This is a genomic window from Pseudomonas sp. R28(2017) (genome assembly GCF_002112505.1).
Classification (GTDB): Bacteria; Pseudomonadota; Gammaproteobacteria; order Pseudomonadales; family Pseudomonadaceae; genus Aquipseudomonas.
Window position 1 is genome coordinate 11,168 of record NZ_NEHW01000027.1, and the last position, 26,193, is coordinate 37,360.

1 protein-coding gene is annotated in these 26,193 nt (G+C 63.7%); it reads left to right on the plus strand.

Features of this window, described 5'->3' with window-relative positions:
- Positions 1–15 precede the first annotated feature (15 nt).
- Positions 16–26,193: an immunoglobulin-like domain-containing protein gene (locus CAF78_RS27275; RefSeq protein ID WP_085691071.1), complete on the plus strand. Its 26,178-nt coding sequence runs from the start codon at positions 16–18 to the stop codon at positions 26,191–26,193.

A 26,193-nucleotide genomic window follows, 5' to 3' on the forward strand; every position in this document is an offset into this window, starting at 1 on the left:
CATCTGGAGAGCCCCATGAGCACGGTAGTCGCCATCGTCAAAAGCATTGTTGGCCAAGTCATCGCGGTGTCCCCGGAAGGCATCCGCCGTGTGCTCATCGAAGGTGATCGGCTGTATGCGGGCGAGCAGGTACTGACCGGTGTGGGGGGGGCCGTTACCCTGCAGCTGGCCGATGGGCGCTACCTGGACCTCGGTCGCGACAGCCAGTGGAGCGCTGGCACGCCTGACAGCAGCGCCGACATGGGCATGGCCACTGCACAGGCGGCACCGTCGGTGGAGCAGTTGCAGCAGGCCATTCAGGCGGGCGCCGACCCGACCATGGCGCTGGAGGCGACGGCAGCGGGCCCGTCGACATCGGGCGGCAGCAGTGGCGCGCTGGGTGGCGGGCACAGTTTTGTCATGCTCGAGGAAACCGCTGGGCGGGTCGACCCGACGATCGGCTACCAGACCGGGCCGCTGAATTTCAGCGAGGGCCTGCGCTTCGAGCAGTTCGCCGGCCTGGACACGACCGTGGCCGCAGACACAGGCACGGCCGTGACGCTGAGCGCGACCCCGTCGATCAGCGAGAACGGCGGTACCATCGTCTATGTCGCCACGGTTGGCCAGGCCCCGCTCAGCGAACTGACCGTGACCTTGTCCAATGGTGCGGTGATCGTGATTGCCGCCGGACAGACCAGTGGCTCGGTGAATATCGCAGTGCCCGCCAACGACACGGTGTACGTCGATGGCCGGGTGCTGTCGGTGAACATCACCGGCACCAGTGGCGGCGGCCTACCCGTCAACATCGACAATACCCCGGCCAGCACACGTGTGGTCGATAGCATCGACACTACCACCGCCACCCTCAGCGCCAGCCCTGTGGTGGCCGAAGGGGGGGCGATCACCTACACCGTGACCCTGAGCAACCCGGCGCAGACCGCCGTCACGGTCAGCCTGTCCAATGGCCAGGTCATCAACATCGCCGCGGGCCAGAGCAGCGGCAGCGTGTCGTTGCAGGCGGCAAACGATGTGTACCAGGGCGCGAGCACGCTCAGCACCAGCATCACATCCGCCTCCGGGGGTAACTTCGAGCACCTGGAGGCAAACCCTGCCCCCGTTCTGACGGTGATCAACGATTCGGTCGACACCACTACCGTAACCCTGACGGCCAGCACATCGGCCAGCGAAAACGGCAACATCCTGTATACCGCCAGCCTCTCGGCACCGGTCACCGGCACACCGGTGGTTGTCACCCTGGCCAACGGCCAGGCCATCACCGTGGCGGTGGGCCAGAGCGTCGGCACGGTCAGCGTACCGGTGGGCAACGACGTGTATCAGGGGCAGGGGCAAGTCAGTAACAGCATCAGCACGGTCAGCGGTGGCAACTTCGAAAACCTGGTCGCCAACCCGACGCCGGTCAGCACCACGATCAGCGCAGTGCAAGACACCACCACGGTGAGCCTGAGCGCGACCCCGAGCGTGGCCGAGGGTGGCCAGATCCTCTACACCGCGACCCTCAGCAACCCAGCCCAGAGCGCCGTTACGGTGACCCTGAGCAACGGCCAGACCATCACCATCGCGGCCAACCAGGCTTCCGGCAGCATCAGCGTGGCCGCACCGGGCGACGATCGCTATGTCGATGGCGGGCTGGTCAGCGCGCGCATCATTGATGCCAGCGGCGGCAACTTCGAGCAGCTGGCAATCAACAGCACGCCGGCGCTGACGACGGTCACCGACACCCTCGATACCTCGACCGTGATGCTCAGTGCCACACCTTCGGTGGCCGAAGGCGGGACCATCCTCTACACCGCCACGGTGAATGCACCGGTGACCGGCTCACCGTTGCTCGTCAGCCTGGCCAACGGACAGATCATCACCATTGCGGTCGGCCAGAGCGCCGGCACGGCCATGGGAACTGCAAGCAACGACGTGTACCAAGGGCACGCACCGGTGACCAACAGCATCGTCGGGGTCAGTGGCGGCAATTATGAAAACCTGGTGGCCAACCCGGCACCGGTCAGCACCAACGTCACCGACGTGTTGGACAGCGTGCGGGCAACCCTGAGCGCGACAGCTTCGGTGGCCGAGGGTGGAAGCATTGTCTACACCGTGACCCTCGACGCACCGGTGGCGGGGGCTCCGGTGGTGGTCACCCTCAGCAATGGGCAGACCATCAGCATCGCCGTTGGCCAAAGCGTCGGCACAGCCACGGCTACGGTGAGCAACGAGCCTTACCAGGGGCATGCCGCAATCAGCAACAGCATTGCCGGGATCAGCGGGGGCAACTTCGAAAATCTGGTGGCAGACCAGGCGTCGGTCAGTACCCGCGTGACCAATGTACCGGACAGCATCGCCCTGACTTTGACGGCGACCCCCGCCGTCGCCGAGGGTGGCACCATCGTCTACACCGTGACCGTGAATGCACCGGTGACTGGCGCGCCACTGGTCGTCAGCCTTGCCAATGGCCAGACCGTCACCATCCCGGTCGGGCAAAGTTCGGGAACGGTCGCTGCGGTTGTGGATAACGATGCCTACCAGGGGCATGCGCCGATCGGCAACAGCATCACCGGGGTCAGCGGGGGCAACTACGAAAATCTGGTGGCCGATCAGACGCCAGTCAGCACCACTGTCACGGATGTGCAGGACACCACCACGGTCAGCCTGACCGCCACGCCGTCCGTGCTGGAAGGCGGCACCATCGTCTACACCGCAAGCGTGGGAGCGCCGGTCACCGGCAGCCCGGTCGTGGTGACCCTGACCAATGGCCAGACCATCACCATCCCGGTCGGCCAGAGTTCGGGAACTGCGACCGGCGCCGTGAGCAATGATGTTTATCAAGGCCATGCCCCGGTCACCAACAGCATCAGCGACGTGTCTGGCGGCAATTACGAGAACCTGATCGCCGACAAGACCCAGGTCAGCACCAACGTCACGGACGTGCAGGACACCACTACCGTGACCCTGACTGCCACACCATCCGTCGCCGAGGGCGGCACCATCGTCTACACCGCCACGGTGAATGCCCCCGTCAGCGGCTCTGCAGTGGTCGTGACCTTGGCCAATGGGCAGATCATCACCATCCCCGTAGGCCAGAGCACCGGCACGGCCACCAGCGCCGTGAGCAACGACGTCTACCAGGGACATGCGCCGGTCACCAACACCATCACGGCCGTCAGCGGCGGCAACTACGAAAGCCTGGTGGCCAATGCCGCGACGGTCAGCACCACCATTACCGATGTGCAAGACACTACAACGGTGACCCTGACGGCCACGCCGTCCGTATCCGAAGGCGGGACCATCCTCTACACCGCCACCGTCGGCGCGCCAGTGACCGGCAACCCGGTCGTGGTCACGCTGACCAATGGTCAGATCATCACCATCGCGGTCGGCCAGAGTTCCGGCACTGCTACAGGTGTCGTCAGCAATGACGTCTATCAGGGCCATGCGCCCGTCACCAACAGCATCAGCAGCGTGACCGGTGGTAGCTACGAAAACCTGGTGGCGGACAAGAGCCAGGTCAGCACCAGCGTGACGGACGTGACGGACACCACCACCGTCACCCTGACCGCCACACCGTCCGTAGCTGAGGGTGGAACCATCCTTTACACTGCCACTGTCGACGCGCCCGTTACCGGTAGCCCGGTCGTGGTGACCCTCAACAATGGCCAGACCATTACCATCCCGGTCGGCCAGAGCTATGGCACCGCCACGGGTGCCGTCAGCAACGACGTCTACCAGGGCCATGCGGCAGTTTCCAACAGCATCACCAGTGTCAGCGGCGGCAACTACGAGAATCTGGTTGCCGATCAGGCCCCCGTCAGCACCAGTGTCACCGACGTGCAGGACACCACCACCGTCTCGCTGTCGGCGACGCCGAGCGTGGCTGAAGGTGGCCAGATCGTGTACACCGCCACCCTGACCAATGCCGCCCAGTCTCCAGTGACCGTCACCCTGAGCAACGGCCAGACCATCACCATCGGAGCCAACCAGACTTCCGGCAGCGTCAGTGTCGCCACCCACGGCGATAACCCCTACCTCGATGCCGGCCAGGTCAGCGCCCGCATCACCAACGCCACGGGGGGCAACTTTGAGAATCTGGCGGTTAACAGCACCCCAGCAGTGACCAACGTCACCGATACCGTCGACACTTCAACTGTCAGCCTCACCGCCACGCCATCCGTGGCCGAAGGCGGGACCATCGTCTACACCGCCACGGTCACCGCACCGGTCACCGGTTCTGCCGTCGTGGTCACCCTGGCCAACGGCCAAACCATCACCATTCCGGTCGGCCAGAGTTCCGGCACCGCCACCGCTGCAGTCTCCAATGACGTCTACCAAGGCCATCCTGCCGTCAGCAACAGCATCAGCAATGTGTCGGGCGGCAACTATGAAAACCTGGTGGCCGATAAGACCCAGGTCAGCACCAGCGTCACCGATGTGACGGACACGACGACGGTCACGCTGACGGCCTCGCCGTCCGTGGCCGAAGGCGGCACCATCCTCTACACCGCTTCCGTCGGTGCCCCGGTCACCGGCAGTCCGGTGGTGGTCACGCTGACCAATGGCCAGAGCATCACCATCCCAGTCGGCCAGAGCACCGGCACTGCCACCAGCGCCGTGAGCAATGATGTTTATCAAGGCCATGCCCCGGTTACCAACAGCATCAGCGACGTGTCTGGCGGCAGTTACGAGAACCTGGTCGCAGATAAGTCCCAGGTCAGCACTACGGTCACGGATGTGACCGACACCACGACGGTCACCTTGACGGCCACGCCATCCGTAGCCGAGGGCGGGACCATCATCTACACCGCAAGTGTGGGTGCTCCGGTCACCGGTAGCCCAGTGGTGGTCAGCCTGGCCAACGGGCAGAGCATCACTATCCCGGTGGGCCAGAGCTCCGGCACGGCCACCGGCGCCGTGACCAACGATGTTTATCAGGGGCACGCGGCCGTTTCCAACAGCATCACCAGTGTCAGCGGCGGCAACTTCGAGAATCTAGTCGCCGATCAGGCCCCCGTCAGCACCAGTGTCACAGACGTGCAGGACACCACCACCGTCTCGCTGTCGGCGACGCCGAGCGTGGCTGAAGGTGGCCAGATCGTGTACACCGCCACCCTGACCAACGCCGCACAGTCGCCGGTGACCGTCACCCTGAGTAACGGCCAGACCATCACCATCGGCGCTAACCAGACCTCTGGCAGCATCAGCGTTGCCACCCACGGCGATAACCCCTACCTGGATGCCGGTCAGGTCAGCGCCAGCATTACCAATGCATCGGGCGGCAACTTTGAGAACCTCGCAGTCAACAGCACCCCAGCGGTGACCAATGTCACGGATACCGTCGACACCTCGACCGTGAGCCTGACCGCCACGCCATCGGTGGCCGAAGGCGGGACCATCATCTACACCGCCACGGTCACCGCACCGGTCACAGGTTCTGCCGTCGTGGTCACCTTGGCCAACGGCCAGACCATCACCATCCCGGTCGGGCAGAGTTCCGGCACCGCCACTGCTGCAGTCTCCAACGACGTCTATCAGGGCCATCCCGCAGTGGCCAACAGCATCAGCAATGTGTCCGGCGGAAATTACGAAAACCTGGTGGCTGACAAGACGACGGTCAGCACCAGCGTCACGGATGTAACGGACACCACCACAGTCACCCTGACGGCCACGCCATCCGTGGCCGAGGGCGGATCCATCATTTACACCGCAAGTGTGAATGCCCCCGTCACCGGTAGCCCAGTGGTGGTCAGCCTGGCCAACGGGCAGACCATCACCATTGCCGTCGGTCAGAGTTCCGGCACCACCACCGGCATGGTGAGCAACGATGTCTATCAGGGTCAAGCGCCAGTCACCAACAACATCACCGCCGTCAGCGGCGGCAACTATGAAAACCTGATCGCCAATACCGCCACCGTCAGCACCACGGTCACCGATGTTCAGGACACCACCACAGTGACGCTGACCGCTACACCATCGGTGGCCGAAGGCGGAACCATCCTCTACACCGCCACTGTCGACGCACCCGTCACCGGTAGCCCGGTCGTGGTCAACCTGGCCAACGGCCAGACCATTACCATTGCAGTCGGCCAGAGCTCCGGCACGACCACCGGCGCCGTCAGCAACGACGTCTATCAGGGCCATGCACCGGTCACCAACAGCATCAGCAACGTGTCTGGCGGCAATTACGAGAATCTGATCGCAGACCATACTCAGGTCAGCACTAGCGTCACTGATGTGCAGGACACCACCACCGTGTCGCTGTCAGCGACCCCGAGCGTGGCTGAAGGCGGCCAAATCGTATACACCGCGACCCTGACCAATGCCGCGCAGTCTCCGGTGACCGTCACCCTGAGCAACGGCCAGACCATCACCATCGCCGCCAACCAGACTTCCGGCAGCGTCAGCGTTGCCACCCATGGCGATAATCCCTATCTCGATGCCGGCCAGGTCAGCACGCGCATCACCGACGCATCGGGCGGTAACTTCGAGAATCTGGCGGTCAACAACACGCCAGCAGTGACCAGCGTCACCGACACCGTCGATACTTCTACTGTCAGCCTGACCGCCACGCCATCCGTGGCCGAGGGCGGGACCATTGTCTACACCGCCACGGTTACCGCACCGGTCACAGGTTCTGCCGTCGTGGTCACCTTGGCCAACGGCCAAACCATCACCATCCCGGTCGGGCAGAGTTCTGCCACCGCCACTGCTGCAGTCTCCAACGACGTTTACCAAGGCCATGCACCGGTCACCAATAGCATCAACACCGTGTCCGGCGGCAATTACGAGAGTCTGGTCGCAGACAAGAGCCAGGTGAGCACCACCGTTACCGATGTGACTGACACCACCACTGTCACCCTGACCGCCACGCCGTCCGTGACAGAAGGCGGAATTATCCTCTACACCGCCACCGTAGGCGCACCGGTTACCGGCAGCCCGGTCGTCGTCACACTGACCAATGGCCAGACGATTACCATCCCGGTCGGCCAGAGCTCGGGGACTGCCACCAGCACCGTCAGCAACGATGTCTACCAAGGCCACGCCCCGGTTTCCAACAGCATCAGCAACGTGTCCGGTGGCGACTACGAAAACATGGTGGCCGACAAAACGGCGGTCAGCACCAGCGTCACAGACGTGCAGGACACCACCACGGTCTCGCTGTCAGCGACCCCGAGCGTGGCCGAAGGCGGCCAGATCGTTTACACCGCCACCTTGACCAACGCCGCACAGTCGCCGGTGACCGTCACCCTGAGTAACGGCCAGACCATAACCATCGCCGCCAATCAGACCTCCGGCAGCGTCAACGTTGCCACCCATGGCGATAACCCGTACCTCGATGCCGGCCAAGTCAGCGCGCGCATCACCAACGCCAGCGGAGGCAACTTCGAGAACCTGGCGGTTAACAGCACGCCAGCAGTGACCAACGTCACCGATACCGTCGACACCTCTACCGTGAGCCTGGCCGCCACTCCATCGGTGACCGAAGGCGGCAGCATCGTCTATACCGCCACGGTCACCGCACCGGTCACCGGGACTGCCGTCGTGGTCACCCTGGCCAATGGCCAGAGCATCACTATCCCAGTCGGGCAGAGTTCGGGGACCACAACGACGGCAGTCTCCAACGACGTCTATCAGGGCCATGAGCCCGTCACCAACAGCATCACGGCCGTCAGTGGCGGCAACTACGAAAACCTGGTGGCGAACACTGCCATCGTCAGCACCACGGTCACCGATGTCCGGGACACCACCACCGTCAGCCTGACAGCCACACCATCCGTAGTCGAAGGCAGCACCATCCTCTACACCGCCACCGTGGGCGCACCGGTCACCGGCAGCCCGATCGTCGTCACACTGACCAATGGCCAGACGATTACCATCCCGGTCGGCCAAAGCTCTGGCACTGCCACGGGCGCCGTCAGCAACGACGTCTATCAGGGCCATGCCGCCGTCACCAACAGCATCAGCAACGTGTCCGGTGGTAATTACGAAAACCTGGTGGCTGACAAAGCGACGGTCAGTACCAGCGTCACCGACGTGCAGGACACCACCACGGTCTCGCTGTCGGCGACGCCAAGCGTGGCTGAAGGCGGCCAGATCGTTTACACCGCCACCCTGACCAACGCCGCCCAGTCGCCGGTGACCGTCACCCTGAGTAACGGCCAGACCATCACCATCCCGGTCGGGCAGAGTTCCGGCACCGCCACTGCTGCAGTCTCCAACGACGTCTATCAGGGCCATCCCGCAGTGGCCAACAGCATCAGCAATGTGTCCGGCGGAAATTACGAATACCTGGTGGCTGACAAGACGACGGTCAGCACCAGCGTCACGGATATGACGGACACCACCACAGTCACCCTGACGGCCACGCCATCCGTGACCGAAGGCGGCACCATCCTCTACACCGCCACCGTGGGTGCCCCCGTTACCGGCAGCCCCGTCGTGGTGACCCTGACCAATGGCCAGAGCATCACCATCCCGGTCGGCCAGAGCACCGGCACTGCCACCAGCGCCGTGAGCAATGATGTTTATCAAGGCCATGCCCCGGTCACCAACAGCATCAGCAACGTGTCTGGCGGCAGTTACGAGAACCTGGTCGCAGACAAGTCCCAGGTCAGTACCAGCGTGACGGACGTGACGGACACCACCACAGTCACCCTGACGGCCACGCCATCGGTGGCCGAAGGCGGGATCATCCTCTACACCGCCACCGTAGGCGCGCCCGTCACTGGTAGCCCGGTCGTGGTCAGCCTGGCCAATGGGCAGACCATTACCATCCCGGTCGGCCAGAGCTCTGGCACCACCACCGGCGCCGTCAGCAATGATGTCTATCAGGGCCATGCAGCCGTTACCAACAGCATCAGCAATGTGTCCGGCGGAAATTACGAAAACCTGGTGGCTGACAAAACGACGGTCAGCACCACAGTCACCGACGTGCAGGACACCACCACCGTGTCGCTGTCGGCGACGCCGAGCGTGGCTGAAGGCGGCCAGATCGTTTACACCGCCACCCTGACCAACGCTGCGCAGTCTCCGGTGACCGTCACCCTGAGCAACGGCCAGACCATCACCATCGCCGCCAACCAGACCTCGGGCAGCATCAGCGTTGCCACGCACGGCGATAACCCCTACCTGGATGCCGGTCAGGTCAGCGCGCGCATTACCAATGCATCGGGCGGCAACTTTGAGAACCTCGCAGTCAACAGCACCCCAGCGGTGACCAGCGTCACCGATACCGTCGACACCTCGACTGTCAGCCTGACTGCCACGCCATCAGTGGCCGAAGGCGGGACTATCGTCTACACCGCCACGGTCACCGCTCCGGTCACCGGTTCTGCCGTTGTGGTCACCTTGGCCAACGGCCAAACCATCACCATTCCGGTCGGCCAGAGTTCCGGCACCGCCACCGCTGCAGTCTCCAATGACGTCTACCAAGGCCATCCTGCCGTCAGCAACAGCATCAGCAATGTGTCGGGCGGAAACTATGAAAACCTGGTGGCCGACAAAACCCAGGTCAGCACCAGCGTCACCGATGTCACCGACACGACGACGGTCACCCTGACGGCTACGCCATCCGTAACAGAGGGAGGGACCATCATCTACACCGCCACCGTAGGCGCACCGGTGACCGGCAGCCCGGTGGTGGTCACGCTGACCAATGGCCAGACCATCATGATCCCGGTCGGCCAGAGCTCTGGCACGGCCACCGGTGCCGTCAGCAACGACGTCTACCAAGGCCACGCGCCGGTCACCAACAGCATCAGCAATGTGTCCGGCGGCAATTACGAGAGCCTGGTCGCAGACAAGACCCAGGTCAGCACCAACGTCACCGATGTGACTGACACCACCACGGTCACGCTGACAGCCACACCATCGGTGGCCGAAGGCGGCACCATCCTCTACACCGCCACCGTTGGCGCTCCGGTCACCGGCAGTCCGGTGGTGGTCACGCTGACCAATGGCCAGAGCATTACCATCCCGGTCGGCCAGAGCTCAGGAGCTGCCACCGCCGCCGTCAGCAACGATCTCTATCAGGGCCATGCGGCCGTCACCAACAGCATCAGCAATGTCAGTGGCGGCAACTACGAGAATCTGGTGGCCGACAAGTCCCAGGTCAGCACCAGCGTCAGCGATGTGACCGACACGACGACGGTCACCCTGACGGCCTCGCCGTCCGTGGCCGAAGGCGGCACCATCCTCTACACCGCTTCCGTCGGTGCCCCCGTTACCGGCAGCCCTGTCGTGGTGACCCTGACCAATGGCCAGAGCATCACCATCCCCGTCGGCCAAAGCTCTGGCACTGCCACGGGCGCCGTCAGCAACGACGTTTATCAGGGCCATGCCGCCGTCACCAACAGCATCAGCAACGTGTCCGGTGGCAATTACGAAAACCTGGTCGCTGACAAAACGGCGGTCAGCACCAGCGTCACAGACGTGCAGGACACCACCACGGTGTCGTTGTCGGCGACGCCGAGCGTGGCCGAGGGTGGCCAGATCGTTTACACCGCCACCCTGACCAACGCAGCGCAATCCCCGGTGACTGTCACCCTCAGCAATGGCCAGACCATCACCATCGGCGCCAACCAGACTTCCGGCAGCATCAACGTTGCCAGCCATGGTGATAACCCGTATCTCGACGCCGGACAGGTCACTGCGCACATTACCGATGCATCGGGCGGCAACTTCGAAAACCTCGCGGTCAACAGCACGCCAGCGGTGACCAACGTCACCGATAGCGTTGATACCTCGACTGTCAGCCTGAGCGCCACGCCATCGGTGGCCGAAGGCGGAACCATTGTCTACACCGCCACGGTCACCGCACCGGTCACCGGTTCTGCAGTAGTGGTCACCCTGGCCAACGGCCAGACCATCACCATCCCGGTCGGCCAGAGTTCCGGCACCACCACTGCTGTAGTCTCCAATGACGTCTACCAAGGCCATCCTGCCGTCAGCAACAGCATCAGTAATGTGTCGGGCGGAAACTATGAAAACCTGGTGGCCGACAAGACCCAGGTCAGCACCAGCGTCACCGATGTGACCGACACGACGACGGTCACCTTGACGGCCACACCATCCGTAGCCGAGGGAGGGACCATCCTCTACACGGCCAGCGTGGGCGCACCCGTCACCGGCAGCCCGGTGGTGGTCACGCTGACCAATGGCCAGACGATTACCATCCCGGTCGGGCAGAGTTCGGGCACCGCCACCGGCGCCGTGAGTAACGACGTTTACCAGGGCCATGCCTCCGTCACCAACAGCATCAGCGACGTGTCTGGCGGCAGTTACGAGAACCTGGTCGCAGATAAGTCCCAGGTCAGCACTACGGTCACGGATGTGACCGACACCACGACGGTCACCTTGACGGCCACGCCATCCGTAGCCGAGGGCGGGACCATCACCTACACCGCAAGTGTGGGTGCTCCGGTCACCGGTAGCCCAGTGGTGGTCAGCCTGGCCAACGGGCAGAGCATCACTATCCCGGTGGGCCAGAGCTCCGGCACGGCCACCGGCGCCGTGACCAACGATGTTTATCAGGGGCACGCGGCCGTTTCCAACAGCATCACCAGTGTCAGCGGCGGCAACTTCGAGAATCTAGTCGCCGATCAGGCCCCCGTCAGCACCAGTGTCACAGACGTGCAGGACACCACCACCGTCTCGCTGTCGGCGACGCCGAGCGTGGCCGAAGGTGGACAGATCGTGTACACCGCCACCCTCACCAATGCCGCCCAGTCTCCAGTGACCGTCACCCTGAGCAACGGCCAGACCATCACCATCGCCGCCAACCAGACCTCCGGCAGCATCAGCGTTGCCACCCACGGCGATAACCCCTACCTCGATGCCGGCCAGGTCAGTGCGCGCATCACCAACGCCAGCGGAGGCAATTTCGAAAACCTGGCGGTCAATACCGCTCCAGCGGTGACCAACGTCACCGATACCGTTGATACCTCGACTGTCAGCCTGACTGCTACGCCATCGGTGGCCGAAGGCGGCACCATCGTCTACACCGCCACGGTCACCGCACCGGTCACCGGTTCTGCCGTTGTGGTCACTTTGGCCAACGGCCAGACCATCACCATCCCGGTCGGGCAGAGTTCCGGAACCGTCACCGCTGCAGTCTCCAATGACGTCTACCAAGGCCATCCTGCCGTCAGCAACAGCATCAGCAATGTGTCGGGCGGAAACTATGAAAACCTGGTGGCCGACAAGACCCAGGTCAGCACCAGCGTCAGCGATGTGACGGACACCACCACGGTCACCCTGACGGCCACGCCATCCGTGACCGAAGGCGGCACCATCCTCTACACCGCCACCGTGGGTGCCCCCGTTACCGGCAGCCCTGTCGTGGTGACCCTGACCAATGGCCAGAGCATCACCATCCCCGTCGGCCAAAGCTCTGGAACTGCCACGGGCGCCGTCAGCAACGACGTTTACCAGGGCCATGCCACCGTCACCAACAGCATCAGCGACGTGTCCGGTGGCAATTACGAAAACCTGGTGGCGAACAAGGCGGCTGTCAGCACCTCGGTGACCGATGTTCAGGACACCACCACCGTTACACTGACGGCCACGCCGTCTGTGGCCGAGGGCGGGACCATCCTCTACACCGCCACTGTCGACGCACCCGTCACCGGTAGCCCGGTCGTGGTCAACCTGGCGAACGGGCAAATCATCACCATTGCAGTCGGCCAGAGCTCCGGTACGGCCACCGGCGCCGTGACCAACGATGTCTATCAGGGGCACGCGGCCGTTACCAACAGCATCACCAGTGTCAGCGGCGGCAACTACGAGAATCTGGTCGCCAATCAGGCCCCCGTCAGCACCAGCGTCACAGACGTGCAGGACACCACCACCGTCTCGCTGTCGGCGACGCCGAGCGTGGCCGAAGGTGGACAGATCGTGTACACCGCCACCCTGACCAACGCTGCGCAGTCTCCGGTGACCGTCACCCTGAGCAATGGCCAGACCATCACCATCGCCGCTAACCAGACCGCGGGCAGCATCAGTGTTGCCACGCACGGCGATAATCCCTACCTCGACGCCGGCCAGGTCAGCGCCCGTATCACCAATGCATCGGGCGGCAACTTCGAGAACCTCGCAGTCAACAGCACCCCAGCGGTGACCAACGTCACCGATACCGTCGACACCTCGACCGTGAGCCTCACCGCGACGCCATCGGTGGCCGAAGGCGGCACCATTCTCTACACCGCTTCCGTCGGTGCCCCGGTCACCGGCAGTCCGGTGGTGGTCACGCTGACCAATGGCCAGAGCATCACCATCCCAGTCGGCCAGAGCTCTGGCACGGCCACCGGTGCCGTCAGCAACGACGTCTATCAGGGCCATGCCGCCGTCACCAACAGCATCAGCAACGTGTCCGGTGGCAATTACGAAAACCTGGTGGCTGACAAAACGGCGGTCAGCACCAGCGTCACTGACGTGCAGGACACCACCACCGTGTCGCTGTCGGCGACCCCGAGCGTGGCCGAAGGTGGACAGATCGTGTACACCGCCACCCTGACCAATGCCGCGCAGACCCCGGTAACCGTCACCCTGAGCAATGGGCAGACCATCACCATCGCCGCCAACCAGACCTCGGGCAGCATCAGCGTCGCCACCCACGGCGATAATCCCTACCTCGACGCCGGCCAGGTCAGCACCCGTATCACCAATGCATTGGGCGGCAACTTCGAGAACCTCGCAGTCAACAGCACCCCAGCGGTGACCAACGTCACCGATACCGTCGACACCTCGACCGTGAGCCTGACTGCCACGCCATCGGTGGCCGAAGGCGGCAGCATCGTCTACACCGCAACGGTCACCGCACCGGTCACCGGTTCTGCAGTAGTGGTCACCTTGGCCAACGGGCAGAGCATCACCATCCCGGTGGGCCAGAGTTCCGGCACCACCACTGAAGTCGCCAGCAACGATGTCTACCAGGGCCATGCCCCGGTCACCAACAACATCACGGCCGTTAGCGGCGGCAACTATGAAAACCTGGTCGCCAATACCGCCACGGTCAGCACCACGGTCACCGATGTTCAGGACACCACCACAGTGACGCTGACCGCCACGCCGTCCGTAACCGAGGGTGGGACCATCCTCTACACCGCCACCGTCGGTGCCCCGGTCACCGGCAGCCCGGTCGTGGTGACCCTGACCAATGGCCAGAGCATCACCATCCCGGTCGGCCAAAGCTCGGGGACTGCCACCGGCGCCGTCAGCAACGATGTCTATCAGGACCATGCGGCCGTCACCAACAGCATCAGCAACGTCACTGGCGGCAACTTCGAGAATCTGGTGGCTGACAAATCCCAGGTCAGCACCAGCGTCACTGACGTGCAGGACACCACCACGGTCTCGTTGTCGGCAACGCCAAGCGTGGCCGAAGGCGGCCAGATCGTTTACACCGCCACCCTGACCAACGCCGCGCAGTCTCCGGTGACCGTCACCCTGAGCAACGGCCAGACCATCACCATCGCCGCCAACCAGACTTCCGGCAGCATCAACGTTGCCACCCATGGTGATAACCCGTATCTCGACGCCGGACAGGTCACTGCGCACATTACCGATGCATCGGGCGGCAACTTCGAAAACCTGGCGGTCAACAGCACGCCAGCGGTGACCAACGTCACCGATACCGTCGACACCTCGACTGTCAGCCTGAGCGCCACACCGTCGGTGGCTGAAGGCGGGACCATTGTCTACACCGCCACGGTCACCGCACCGGTCACCGGTTCTGCAGTAGTGGTCACCCTGGCCAACGGCCAGACCATCACCATCCCGGTGGGCCAGAGTTCCGGCACCACCACTGCTGCAGTCTCCAATGACGTCTACCAGGGTCACCCCGCAGTCAGTAACAGCATCAGCAATGTGTCGGGCGGCAACTATGAAAACCTGGTGGCGAACAAGGCAGCAGTCAGCTCAACCGTCACCGATGTACAGGACACTACCACCGTTACCCTGACCGCTACGCCGTCCGTGGCCGAAGGTGGCACGATCGTCTACACCGCCACTGTAGACGCGCCGGTCACCGGCAGCCCGGTGGTGGTCATGCTGACCAATGGCCAGACCATAACCATCCCCGTCGGCCAGAGCGCTGGCACTGTCACGGACGCCGTCAGCAACGATGTCTACCAGGGCCATGCCCCGGTCACCAACAACATCACGGCCGTCAGCGGCGGCAACTATGAAAACCTGGTCGCCAATACCGCCACGGTCAGCACCACGGTCACCGATGTTCAGGACACCACCACAGTGACGCTGACCGCCACGCCGTCCGTAACCGAGGGTGGGACCATCCTCTACACCGCAAGTGTGGGTGCTCCCGTTACCGGCAGCCCGGTCGTGGTGACCCTGACCAATGGCCAGAGCATTACCATCCCGGTCGGCCAGAGCTCTGGGACTGCCACCGGCGCCGTGAGCAACGACGTCTATCAGGGCCATGCCGCCGTCACCAACAGCATCAGCAACGTTACCGGAGGCAATTACGAAAACCTGGTGGCCGACAAAACGGCGGTCAGCACCAGCGTCACAGATGTGCAGGACACCACCACGGTGTCGTTGTCGGCGACGCCGAGCGTGGCTGAAGGCGGTCAGATCGTTTACACCGCAACCCTGACCAATGCCGCGCAGTCTCCGGTGTCCGTCACCCTGAGCAATGGCCAGAACATCACCATCGGAGCCAACCAGACTTCCGGCAGCGTCAGCGTTGCCACCCATGGCGATAATCCGTATCTCGATGCCGGCCAGATCAGCGCGAGGATCACCAACGCCACCGGGGGCAACTTCGAGAACCTGGCGGTCAACAGCTCGCCAGCGGTGACCAACGTCACCGACACCATCGACACCTCGACTGTCAGCCTGACCGCCACACCGTCGGTGGCTGAAGGCGGGACCATTGTCTACACCGCCACGGTCACCGCACCGGTCACCGGTTCTGCCGTCGTGGTCACCTTGGCCAACGGCCAGACCATCACCATCCCGGTCGGCCAGAGTTCCGGCACCGCCACCGCTGCAGTCTCCAATGACGTCTACCAAGGCCACGCGCCGGTCACCAACAGCATCAGTAATGTGTCCGGCGGCAATTACGAGAGCCTCGTCGCCGACAAGTCTCAGGTCAGCACCACCGTTACCGATGTGACTGACACCACCACCGTCACGCTGACCGCCACGCCGTCCGTGGCCGAAGGCGGCATCATCCTCTACACCGCTTCCGTCGGCGCCCCGGTCACCGGTAGCCCGGTGGTTGTCACACTGACCAATGGCCAAACGATTACCATCCCGGTCGGCCAAAGCTCCGGCACTGCCACGGGCGCCGTCAGCAACGACGTTTATCAAGGCCATGCCGCCGTCACTAACAGCATCAGCAGCGTCATCGGTGGCAATTACGAAAACCTGGTCGCTGACAAAACGGCGGTCAGCACCAGCGTCACGGACGTGCAGGACACCACCACCGTGTCACTATCGGCGACGCCCAGCGTGGCTGAGGGTGGCCAGATCGTTTACACCGCCACCTTGACCAATGCCGCCCAGTCTCCAGTGACCGTCACCCTGAGCAACGGCCAGACCATCATCATCGGAGTCAACCAGATTTCTGGCAGCATCAACGTTGCCACCCATGGCGATAACCCGTACCTCGATGCCGGTCAGGTCAGCGCGCGCATCACCAACGCCACCGGGGGCAACTTCGAGAACCTGGCGGTCAACAGCGCGCCAGCAGTGACCAGCGTCACCGATACCGTCGATACCTCGACCGTAAGCCTGAGCGCCACGCCATCTGTGGCTGAAGGCGGGACCATCGTCTACACCGCCACGGTCACAGCACCGGTCACCGGTTCTGCCGTGGTGGTCACCTTGGCCAACGGGCAGACCATCACCATTCCGGTCGGGCAAAGTTCCGGCACCGCTACGGCGACGGTATCCAACGACGTCTATCAGGGGCACCCCGCAGTCACCAACAGCATCAGCAATGTGTCGGGCGGCAACTATGAAAACCTGGTGGCGAACAAGGCGGCTGTCAGCACCTCAGTGACCGATGTCCAGGACACCACCACCGTTACTCTGACCGCTACGCCATCCGTGGCCGAAGGCGGCACGATCGTCTACACCGCCACTGTAGGCGCACCGGTCACCGGCAACCCGGTCGTGGTGACCCTGACCAATGGCCAGAGCATCACCATCCCGGTCGGCCAGAGCACCGGCACTGCCACCAGCGCCGTGAGCAATGATGTTTATCAAGGCCATGCGCCGGTCACCAACAGCATCAGCAACGTGTCTGGCGGCAGTTACGAGAACCTGGTCGCAGACAAGTCCCAGGTCAGCACCAGCGTGACGGATGTGACAGACACCACCACAGTGACGCTGACCGCCACGCCGTCCGTGAACGAGGGCGGGACCATCCTCTACACCGCCAACGTGGGTGCTCCCGTTACCGGCAGCCCGGTGGTGGTCACGCTGACCAATGGCCAGACCATCACCATCCCAGTCGGCCAGAGCGCTGGCACCGCCACGGGCGCTGTCAGCAATGACGTCTACCAAGGCCATGCAGCCGTTACCAACAGCATCAGCAACGTGTCCGGTGGTAATTACGAAAACCTGGTGGCTGACAAAGCGACGGTCAGCACCAGCGTCACCGACGTGCAGGACACCACCACGGTCTCGCTGTCGGCGACGCCAAGCGTGGCTGAAGGTGGCCAGATCGTGTACACCGCCACCCTGACCAATGCCGCCCAGTCTCCAGTGACCGTCACCCTGAGCAACGGCCAGACCATCACCATCGCCGCCAACCAGACCTCCGGCAGCATCAGCGTTGCCACCCACGGCGATAACCCCTACCTCGATGCCGGCCAAGTCAGCGCCAGCATAACCAACGCCACCGGGGGCAATTTCGAGAACCTAGCGGTCAACAGCACACCAGCGGTTACCAGCGTCAGCGATACCGTGGATACCTCGACCGTCAGCCTGACCGCCACGCCATCGGTGGCCGAAGGCGGGACCATCGTCTACACCGCCACAGTGACCGCACCGGTTACCGGCTCCGCCGTTGTGGTCACTTTGGCCAACGGCCAGACCATCACCATTCCGGTCGGCCAGAGCTCAGGGACCGCAACAGCGGTGGTATCCAACGACGTTTATCAGGGCCATTCCGCGGTCACCAACAGCATCAATAACGTCTCCGGCGGCAACTACGAGAATCTGGTCGCAGACAAGTCCCAAGTCAGCACCAGCGTGACGGATGTGACGGACGCCACGACGGTCTCACTGTCGGCGACGCCGAGCGTGGCTGAAGGCGGCCAGATCGTTTACACCGCCACCCTGACCAACGCTGCGCAGTCTCCGGTGACCGTCACCCTGAGCAACGGCCAGACCATCACCATCGCCGCCAACCAGACCTCGGGCAGCATCAGCGTTGCCACGCACGGCGATAACCCCTACCTGGATGCCGGTCAGGTCAGCGCGCGCATTACCAATGCATCGGGCGGCAACTTTGAGAACCTCGCAGTCAATAGCACCCCAGCGGTGACCAGCGTCACCGATACCGTCGACACCTCGACAGTGAGCCTCACCGCCACGCCATCGGTGGCCGAAGGCGGGACCATCATCTACACCGCCACGGTCACCGCACCGGTCACAGGTTCTGCCGTCGTGGTCACCTTGGCCAACGGCCAAACCATCACCATTCCGGTCGGCCAGAGCTCCGGCACCGCCACCGCTGCAGTCTCCAATGACCTCTACCAAGGCCATCCTGCCGTCAGCAACAGCATCAGTAATGTGTCGGGCGGAAACTATGAAAACCTGGTGGCCGACAAGACCCAGGTCAGCACCAGCGTCACCGATGTGACCGACACGACGACGGTCACCTTGACGGCCACACCGTCCGTGGCCGAGGGCGGGACCATCATCTATACAGCCACCGTGGGCGCCCCGGTCACCGGCAGCCCGGTGGTGGTCACGCTGACCAACGGCCAGACCATCACCATCCCGGTCGGCCAGAGCTCCGGGACCGCCACGGGCGCTGTCAGCAATGACGTATACCAAGGCCATGCACCGGTCACCAACAGCATCAACAACGTTTCCGGCGGCAATTATGAAAGCCTGGTCGCTGACAAGACCCAGGTCAGCACCACCGTTACCGATGTGACTGACACCACCACCGTTACCCTGACGGCCACGCCGTCTGTGGCCGAGGGCGGGACCATTACCTACACGGCCAGTGTGGGCGCGCCCGTAACCGGCAGCCCGGTAGTAGTCAGCCTGGACAATGGCCAGACCATCACCATTGCAGTCGGCCAGAGCTCCGGCACCGCCACGGGCGCCGTGAGCAACGACGTTTATCAAGGTCATGCGCCAGTCACCAACAACATTACCGGCGTCAGTGGCGGCAGCTACGAAAACCTGGTGGCAAACACTGCCACCGTCAGCACCACGGTGACCGATGTTCAGGACACCACCACCGTCACCCTGACCGCCACGCCATCCGTGGCCGAAGGCGGGGCCATCCTCTACACCGCCACGGTGGGCGCACCGGTCACTGGCAGCCCGGTCGTGGTCAGTCTGGCCAACGGCCAGACCATCACCATTGCCGTAGGACAGAGCTCGGGTACCGCTACGGCTGCCGTGAGCAACGATGTCTATCAGGGCCATGCAGCAGTCACCAACAGCATCACCAGTGTCACTGGTGGCAGCTACGAAAACCTGGTCGCCGACAGAACCCAAGTCAGCACCAGCGTCACGGATGTGCAGGACACCACCACGGTCTCGCTGTCGGCGACACCGAGCGTGGCTGAGGGTGGCCAGATCGTTTACACCGCGACCCTGACCAACGCCGCGCAGTCTCCGGTGTCCGTCACCCTGAGCAATGGCCAGACCATCATTATCGGAGCCAACCAGACCTCTGGCAGCATCAACGTTGCCACCCATGGCGACAATCCGTACCTCGACGCAGGCCAGGTCAGCGCCCGCATCACCAACGCCAGCGGGGGCAACTTCGAGAGCCTCGCAGTCAACAGCACGCCAGCGGTGACTAACGTTACCGATACCGTCGATACCTCGACCGTCAGCCTGACCGCCACACCCTCCGTTGTTGAAGGCGGCACCATCATCTACACCGCGACCATCAGCGCGCCGGTCACCGGCAGCCCGGTCGTCGTCACACTGACCAATGGCCAGTCGATTACCATCCCGGTCGGCCAGAGCTCGGGAACTGCCACCGGCACCGTCAGCAACGACGTCTATCAGGGCCATGCCGCCGTCACCAACAGCATCAGCAACGTGTCCGGTGGCAATTACGAAAACCTGGTGGCTGACAAAACGACGGTCAGCACCAGCGTCACGGACGTGCAGGACACCACCACCGTGTCGCTGTCGGCGACGCCGAGCGTGGCCGAAGGTGGACAGATCGTTTACACCGCCACCCTGACCAATGCCGCGCAATCCCCGGTGACTGTCACCCTCAGCAATGGCCAGACCATCACCATCGGAGCCAACCAGACCTCCGGCAGCGTCAGCGTTGCCACCCACGGCGATAATCCCTATCTCGATGCCGGCCAGGTCAGCGCGCGCATCACCAACGCATCGGGCGGCAACTTCGAGAACCTGGCGATCAACAGCGCGCCGGCAGTAACCAATGTCACCGATACCGTCGATACCTCGACCGTAAGCCTGACCGCCACGCCATCGGTGGCTGAAGGTGGCAGCATCGTCTACACCGCCACGGTCACCGCACCGGTCACAGGTTCTGCCGTCGTGGTCACCTTGGCCAACGGCCAGACCATCACCATCCCGATCGGCCAGAGTTCCGGCACCACCACCGCCGCTGTCAGCAATGACGTCTACCAGGGCCACCCTGCCGTCAGCAACAGCATCAGCAATGTGTCGGGCGGCAACTATGAAAACCTGGTGGCGAACAAAACCGCAGTCAGCACCACCGTCACGGACGTGCAGGACACCACCACCGTGTCCCTATCGGCGACGCCCAGCGTGGCCGAAGGTGGCCAGATCGTCTACACCGCCACCCTGACCAACGCCGCGCAAACCGCCGTGACCGTGACCCTGAGCAACGGCCAGACCATCACCATCGGCGCCAACCAGACCACCGGCAGCGTCACCATCGCCGCGCCAGGCGACGACCCCTACATCGACGCAGGCCAGGTCAGCGCCCGCATCACCAGCGCCACTGGCGGCAACTTCGAGAACCTGGCGATCAACAGTACGCCAGCAGTGACCAACGTCAGCGATACCATCGACACCTCGACCGTCACGCTGACTGCCACACCGTCGGTGGCCGAGGGCGGCACCATCGTTTACACCGCCACCGTCAGTGCTGCTGTGACAGGCAGCCCGGTGACGGTGACCTTGGCCAATGGCCAGACCATCACCATCCCGGTCGGCCAGAGCTCCGGCACCGCCACGGGTACTGTGACCAACGACGTGTATCAGGGGCACGCGCCCGTCACCAACAGCATCACCGCCGTCAGCGGTGGCAACTACGAGAACCTGGTGGCCAACCAGGCACCGGTCAGCACCAGCGTCACCGATGTGCAGGACACCACCACCGTCACCCTGACGGCCACGCCATCCGTGGCCGAGGGCGGCACGTTCACCTACACGGCAAGCGTCGGCGCGCCGGTCACTGGCAGCGCCGTGACAGTGACCCTGGCCAACGGCCAGACCATCACCATTCCGGTCGGCCAAAGCTCCGGCACCGCCACCGGCAGCGTGACCAACGACGTCTATCTGGGCCACGCGCCGGTCACCAACAGCATCACCAACGTGTCCGGCGGCAGCTACGAAAACCTGGTCGCCAACACCGCCACCGTCAGCACCACGGTCACCGATGTACAGGACACCACCACCGTCACCCTGAGCGCCACACCATCGGTGGCCGAGGGCGGCACCATCCTCTACACCGCCACCGTCAGTGCTGCGGTCACCGTGACCCCGGTGATCGTGACCCTGACCAATGGCCAGACCATCACCATTGCGGTGGGCCAGAGTTCCGGTACCACCACGGCGGTCGTGAGCAATGACGTGTATCAGGGCCATGCCGCCGTCACCAACAGCATCAGCAGCGTTTCCGGTGGCAGCTACGAGAACCTGGTGGCCAACAAGGCCGTGCTCAGCACCAGCGTCACCGACGTGCAGGACACCACTACCGTTTCCCTGACCGCCACTCCCACCGTGGCCGAGGGCGGCCAGATCGTCTACACCGCCACCCTGACCAACCCGGCGCAAACCGCCGTCACCGTGACCTTGAGCAACGGCCAGGCCATCACCATCGGCGCCAACCAGTCCTCCGGCAGCATCACCGTGGCCGCGCCAGCCGATGACGTCTACCTCGACGCGACCACGCTCAGTACCACCATCACCAACGCCACCGGGGGCAACTTCGAAAGCCTGGTGGTCAACCCGGCGCCAGCGGTCACCGCCGTGACCGACACGTTGAACACCACCACCCTCGGCATCACCGGCTCCGCCACCGTGGCCGAGGGCAACAACGCCACCTACACCCTGACCCTGAGCAATCCACCGCAGACCGACGTGGTGGTCAAATTGAGCTACAGCGGCACCGCCACCAACGGCGTCGACTACACCGGCGTGGCCACGGTGACCATCAAGGCCAACAGCAACCAGGCCACCTTCACCCTTCCGACCATCAAGGACAACGTCACCGAAGGCACCGAGCAGTTCACCATCAAGATCGACTCGGCCACCGGAGGCAACTTCGAGGGGCTGGCAGTCAGCAGCACGGCAGGCAGCATCACCACCCAGCTGTACGAGCCGGCCCCGGTACTGGACCTCGACGCCAACGACTCCAGCGGCAAGACCGGTGCCGACTTCCAGACCACCTTCACCGAAAACGGCAGTGGCAACTCGATCAGTGACCTGGACATCTCCATCACCGACTTCGACAGCACCCAAATGGCCGGTGCCACCGTCACCCTGACCAACGCCCAGGCTGGCGACGCGCTGAACCTGGGCAGCAGCGTCAACGGCATTACCATCACCTCCAGCGTGACCGCCGGCAAGGTGGTGCTGACCCTGACCGGCAACGCCTCGCTGGCCGACTACATGCAGGCGATCAAGAACATCACCTTCGTCAACACCAGCGAAGACCCAAGCACCACGCCGCGGATCATCACGGTCACGGTCACCGACGGGGTCAATGTGTCCAACACCGCGACCACCACGGTCAACGTGGTGGCGGTCAACGACGCGCCTGTGTCCACCGGAGGTGTCGCGACCGGTGTCGAGGACACCGCGCTGGTGCTGAACTGGAGCAACTTCAACGTCACCGACGTCGACAGCCCCACCTCGAGCCTGGGCGTCACCATCACCCAACTGCCGACCCTTGGCACCCTGCAGTACAACAACGGCACCGCCTGGGTGAACGTCACGGTCAACCAGACCGTGAGCCAGGCCGACATCGCTGCCGGCAAGCTCAAGTTCGTGCCGCTGGCCAACCAGTCCGGTGCCGATGGCTACGGTGGTACCGGTGTGGGCAACAACCAGGCTGACTATGCACAGATCAAGTTCAAGCCCACTGACGGCATGACCCCGGGCACTGAAACCACGCTGAAGGTGGACATCACGCCGGTCGCCGACGCACCTACCCTGAGCATCGGCAGCAACACCGTCAATTCGCTGGGCCTGACCAAGGAGACCTGGACCACCCTCACCGGCCTGGGTACCAACGGCAACGGCATTACCGGCGATGCGCTGAAGACAGTGTTCGCCAACTCCGGCACCGCCGCTACGTCAGCCACCACCACCAACGTGCAGTCCGACGCCACCGTCGCGGCCCAAAGTGGTTCGAAGACGTCCGGCCTGGTGTACCTGGAAGCCGGCAAGACCTACACCTTCAGCGGCACCGCCGACGACAGCCTGCTGGTGAACATCGGCGGCAAGACCGTGGTCACCGCCACCTGGGGCGCTGGCGGCACCGTGGCGGGCACCTATACCCCCACCACCAGCGGCTACTACACCCTGGAGATCTACCACGCCAACCAGTCGGGCCCAGGCAGCTACGACGTCAATATCAAGGTTGGCAGCGGCACGGTGGGCGATTTCAACAGCACCAGCATCGCGATGTACCCGAGCGTCACCGCACTGGCCAATGCCGGTGTCACGCTGTCCGACCTGCACGGCAGCAGCGGCCAGGGCTACTACGATGGCTACAAGCTCAACGAAGGGCCGGAGAACGGCAGCGTCAAGCTGGTGGGCATCAGCAGCAGCCTGACCGACACCGACGGCTCCGAGGCCCTGAACGTCAAGCTGGGTGGCATCCCGGCGGGCTCGGTGATCAGCGACAGCGCCGGGCATAGCGCTACCGTGGGGGCGACGGCCGTCGACGTCAGCGGCTGGGCCCTGAACAGCCTGACGATCAAGACACCGTCCTACTACAGCGGCCAGTTCGATGTGAAGGTCACCTCGACGTCCACCGAGTCGGTCGGCGGCAGCTTTGCCACCACCGAGGGCACGCTGAAGGTCACGGTGTACCCGGACACCTACACCACCTCCCAGTTGACCACTGCCAGTGACAGCACAACCGGCACCTACGGCGACGACATCATCATCGCCGACACCGCCGGCCTGCACATGGCCGCCGGCACCAACTACAACCTCGCCTTCATCGTCGACACCTCGGGCAGCATGAGCACCACCGGCATCGAGGCGACCAAGGCGTCACTGGCCACCACGTTCCAGACGTTGCTGGCGGATGCCAAGGCCACCGGGGTCGGCACAGTGAACGTACTGCTGGTGGACTTCGCCACCCAGGTCAAGAGCACGGTTGCGGTCACCCTCAACGATGCCGGCCTCAAGACCTTGCTCAATGCCCTGAGCGGCATGAGCGCGGACGGTGGCACCAACTACGAGGACGCCTTCAAGACCACCGCCAACTGGTTCCAGAACCTGAAGAATGCCGGCGTCACCGGCACTAACCAGACCTACTTCCTCACCGATGGCCAGCCGACCTACTACCAGACCGGCGAGCAGACCAACCCGGCCCTGGCCAACAGCTCGGTCAAGCTCGACACGCTCCTGACCAACATCAGCTACAAGATGGGCGACACGATAACCAACTATCAACTGGACACCAGCAACCGGGTGTCGATCGACGCCACCGGCAAGCTCACCGCCGAAACCCGCAGCTTCGACCTGCTGAGCCTGAGCTACAAGTGGAGTGCCGTGACCACCGGCCTGATCCACGCCGAAGGCAACGGCGGTTACGAGCTGTCGAAGCTGGCCGGCACCGGCAGCACCACGACCAGCGACACCCTGAGCAACGCCACTTCCAGCTTCGCGTTGCTCGCGGCGCTGTCGTCGGTCGAGGCCGTCGGAGTTGGCACGGGCATCAGCAACACCGACCTCAAGCCGTTCGACAGCGACGGCTTACCGCAGGTCAATGTCGACCCCAGCAAAATCACCGATGCGATCCTCGGCCATACCGACCAGACCATTGCCGGCGCCGACACGATCAACGGTGGCGATGGCCACGACATCATCTTCGGCGACCTGGTGAGCTTCGACTCGATACCCGGCAGCGGCATCGAGGCCGTCCAGGCCTTCGTCGCGACCAAGCTGGGTGTGGACGCCAGCCTGGTGGATGCCAAGGTGATGCACCAGTACATCAGCGAGCATTACACCGACTTCGACCTGTCGCGCACCAATGACGGCGCCGACACCCTGATGGGCGGGGGCGGCAACGACATCATCTTTGGCCAGGGGGGCAACGATTACCTCGATGGTGGCAAGGGCAATGACATCCTGCTCGGCGGCACTGGCAACGACACGCTGCTGGGGGGCGAAGGCAACGACCTGCTGTTTGGCGGGGCCGGCAACGATACCCTGATCGGCGGCAAGGGCAACGACATCCTCAGCGGTGGCGCTGGGGCCGATACCTTTGTGTGGAAGGCCGGCGACCTTGGCCAGGACGTGATCAAGGACTTCAAGCTGAGCGAAGGCGATCGGCTGGACCTGACCGACCTGCTGCAAGGTGAACGTGGCACGACCATCGACAATTACCTGAAGATCACCACCGTGGGCGGCGAATCGACCCTGCAGATCAGCACCGAGGGCAAGCTCAACGCTGCCGGCGGCCTGGCCAACGCCGATGTCAGCATCAAGCTGGAGGGGGTGGACTGGTCGCACACCTCGATCAACTCGCTGATCAGCGGCGCCGACCCGACCATCAAGATCGACAACAACAACAGCTGA

Excerpts from the sequence above, each read along its gene's own strand:
- CAF78_RS27275 (WP_085691071.1), top strand. The coding sequence starts at position 16 with ATGAGCACGGTAGTCGCCATCGTCAAAAGCATTGTTGGCCAAGTCATC.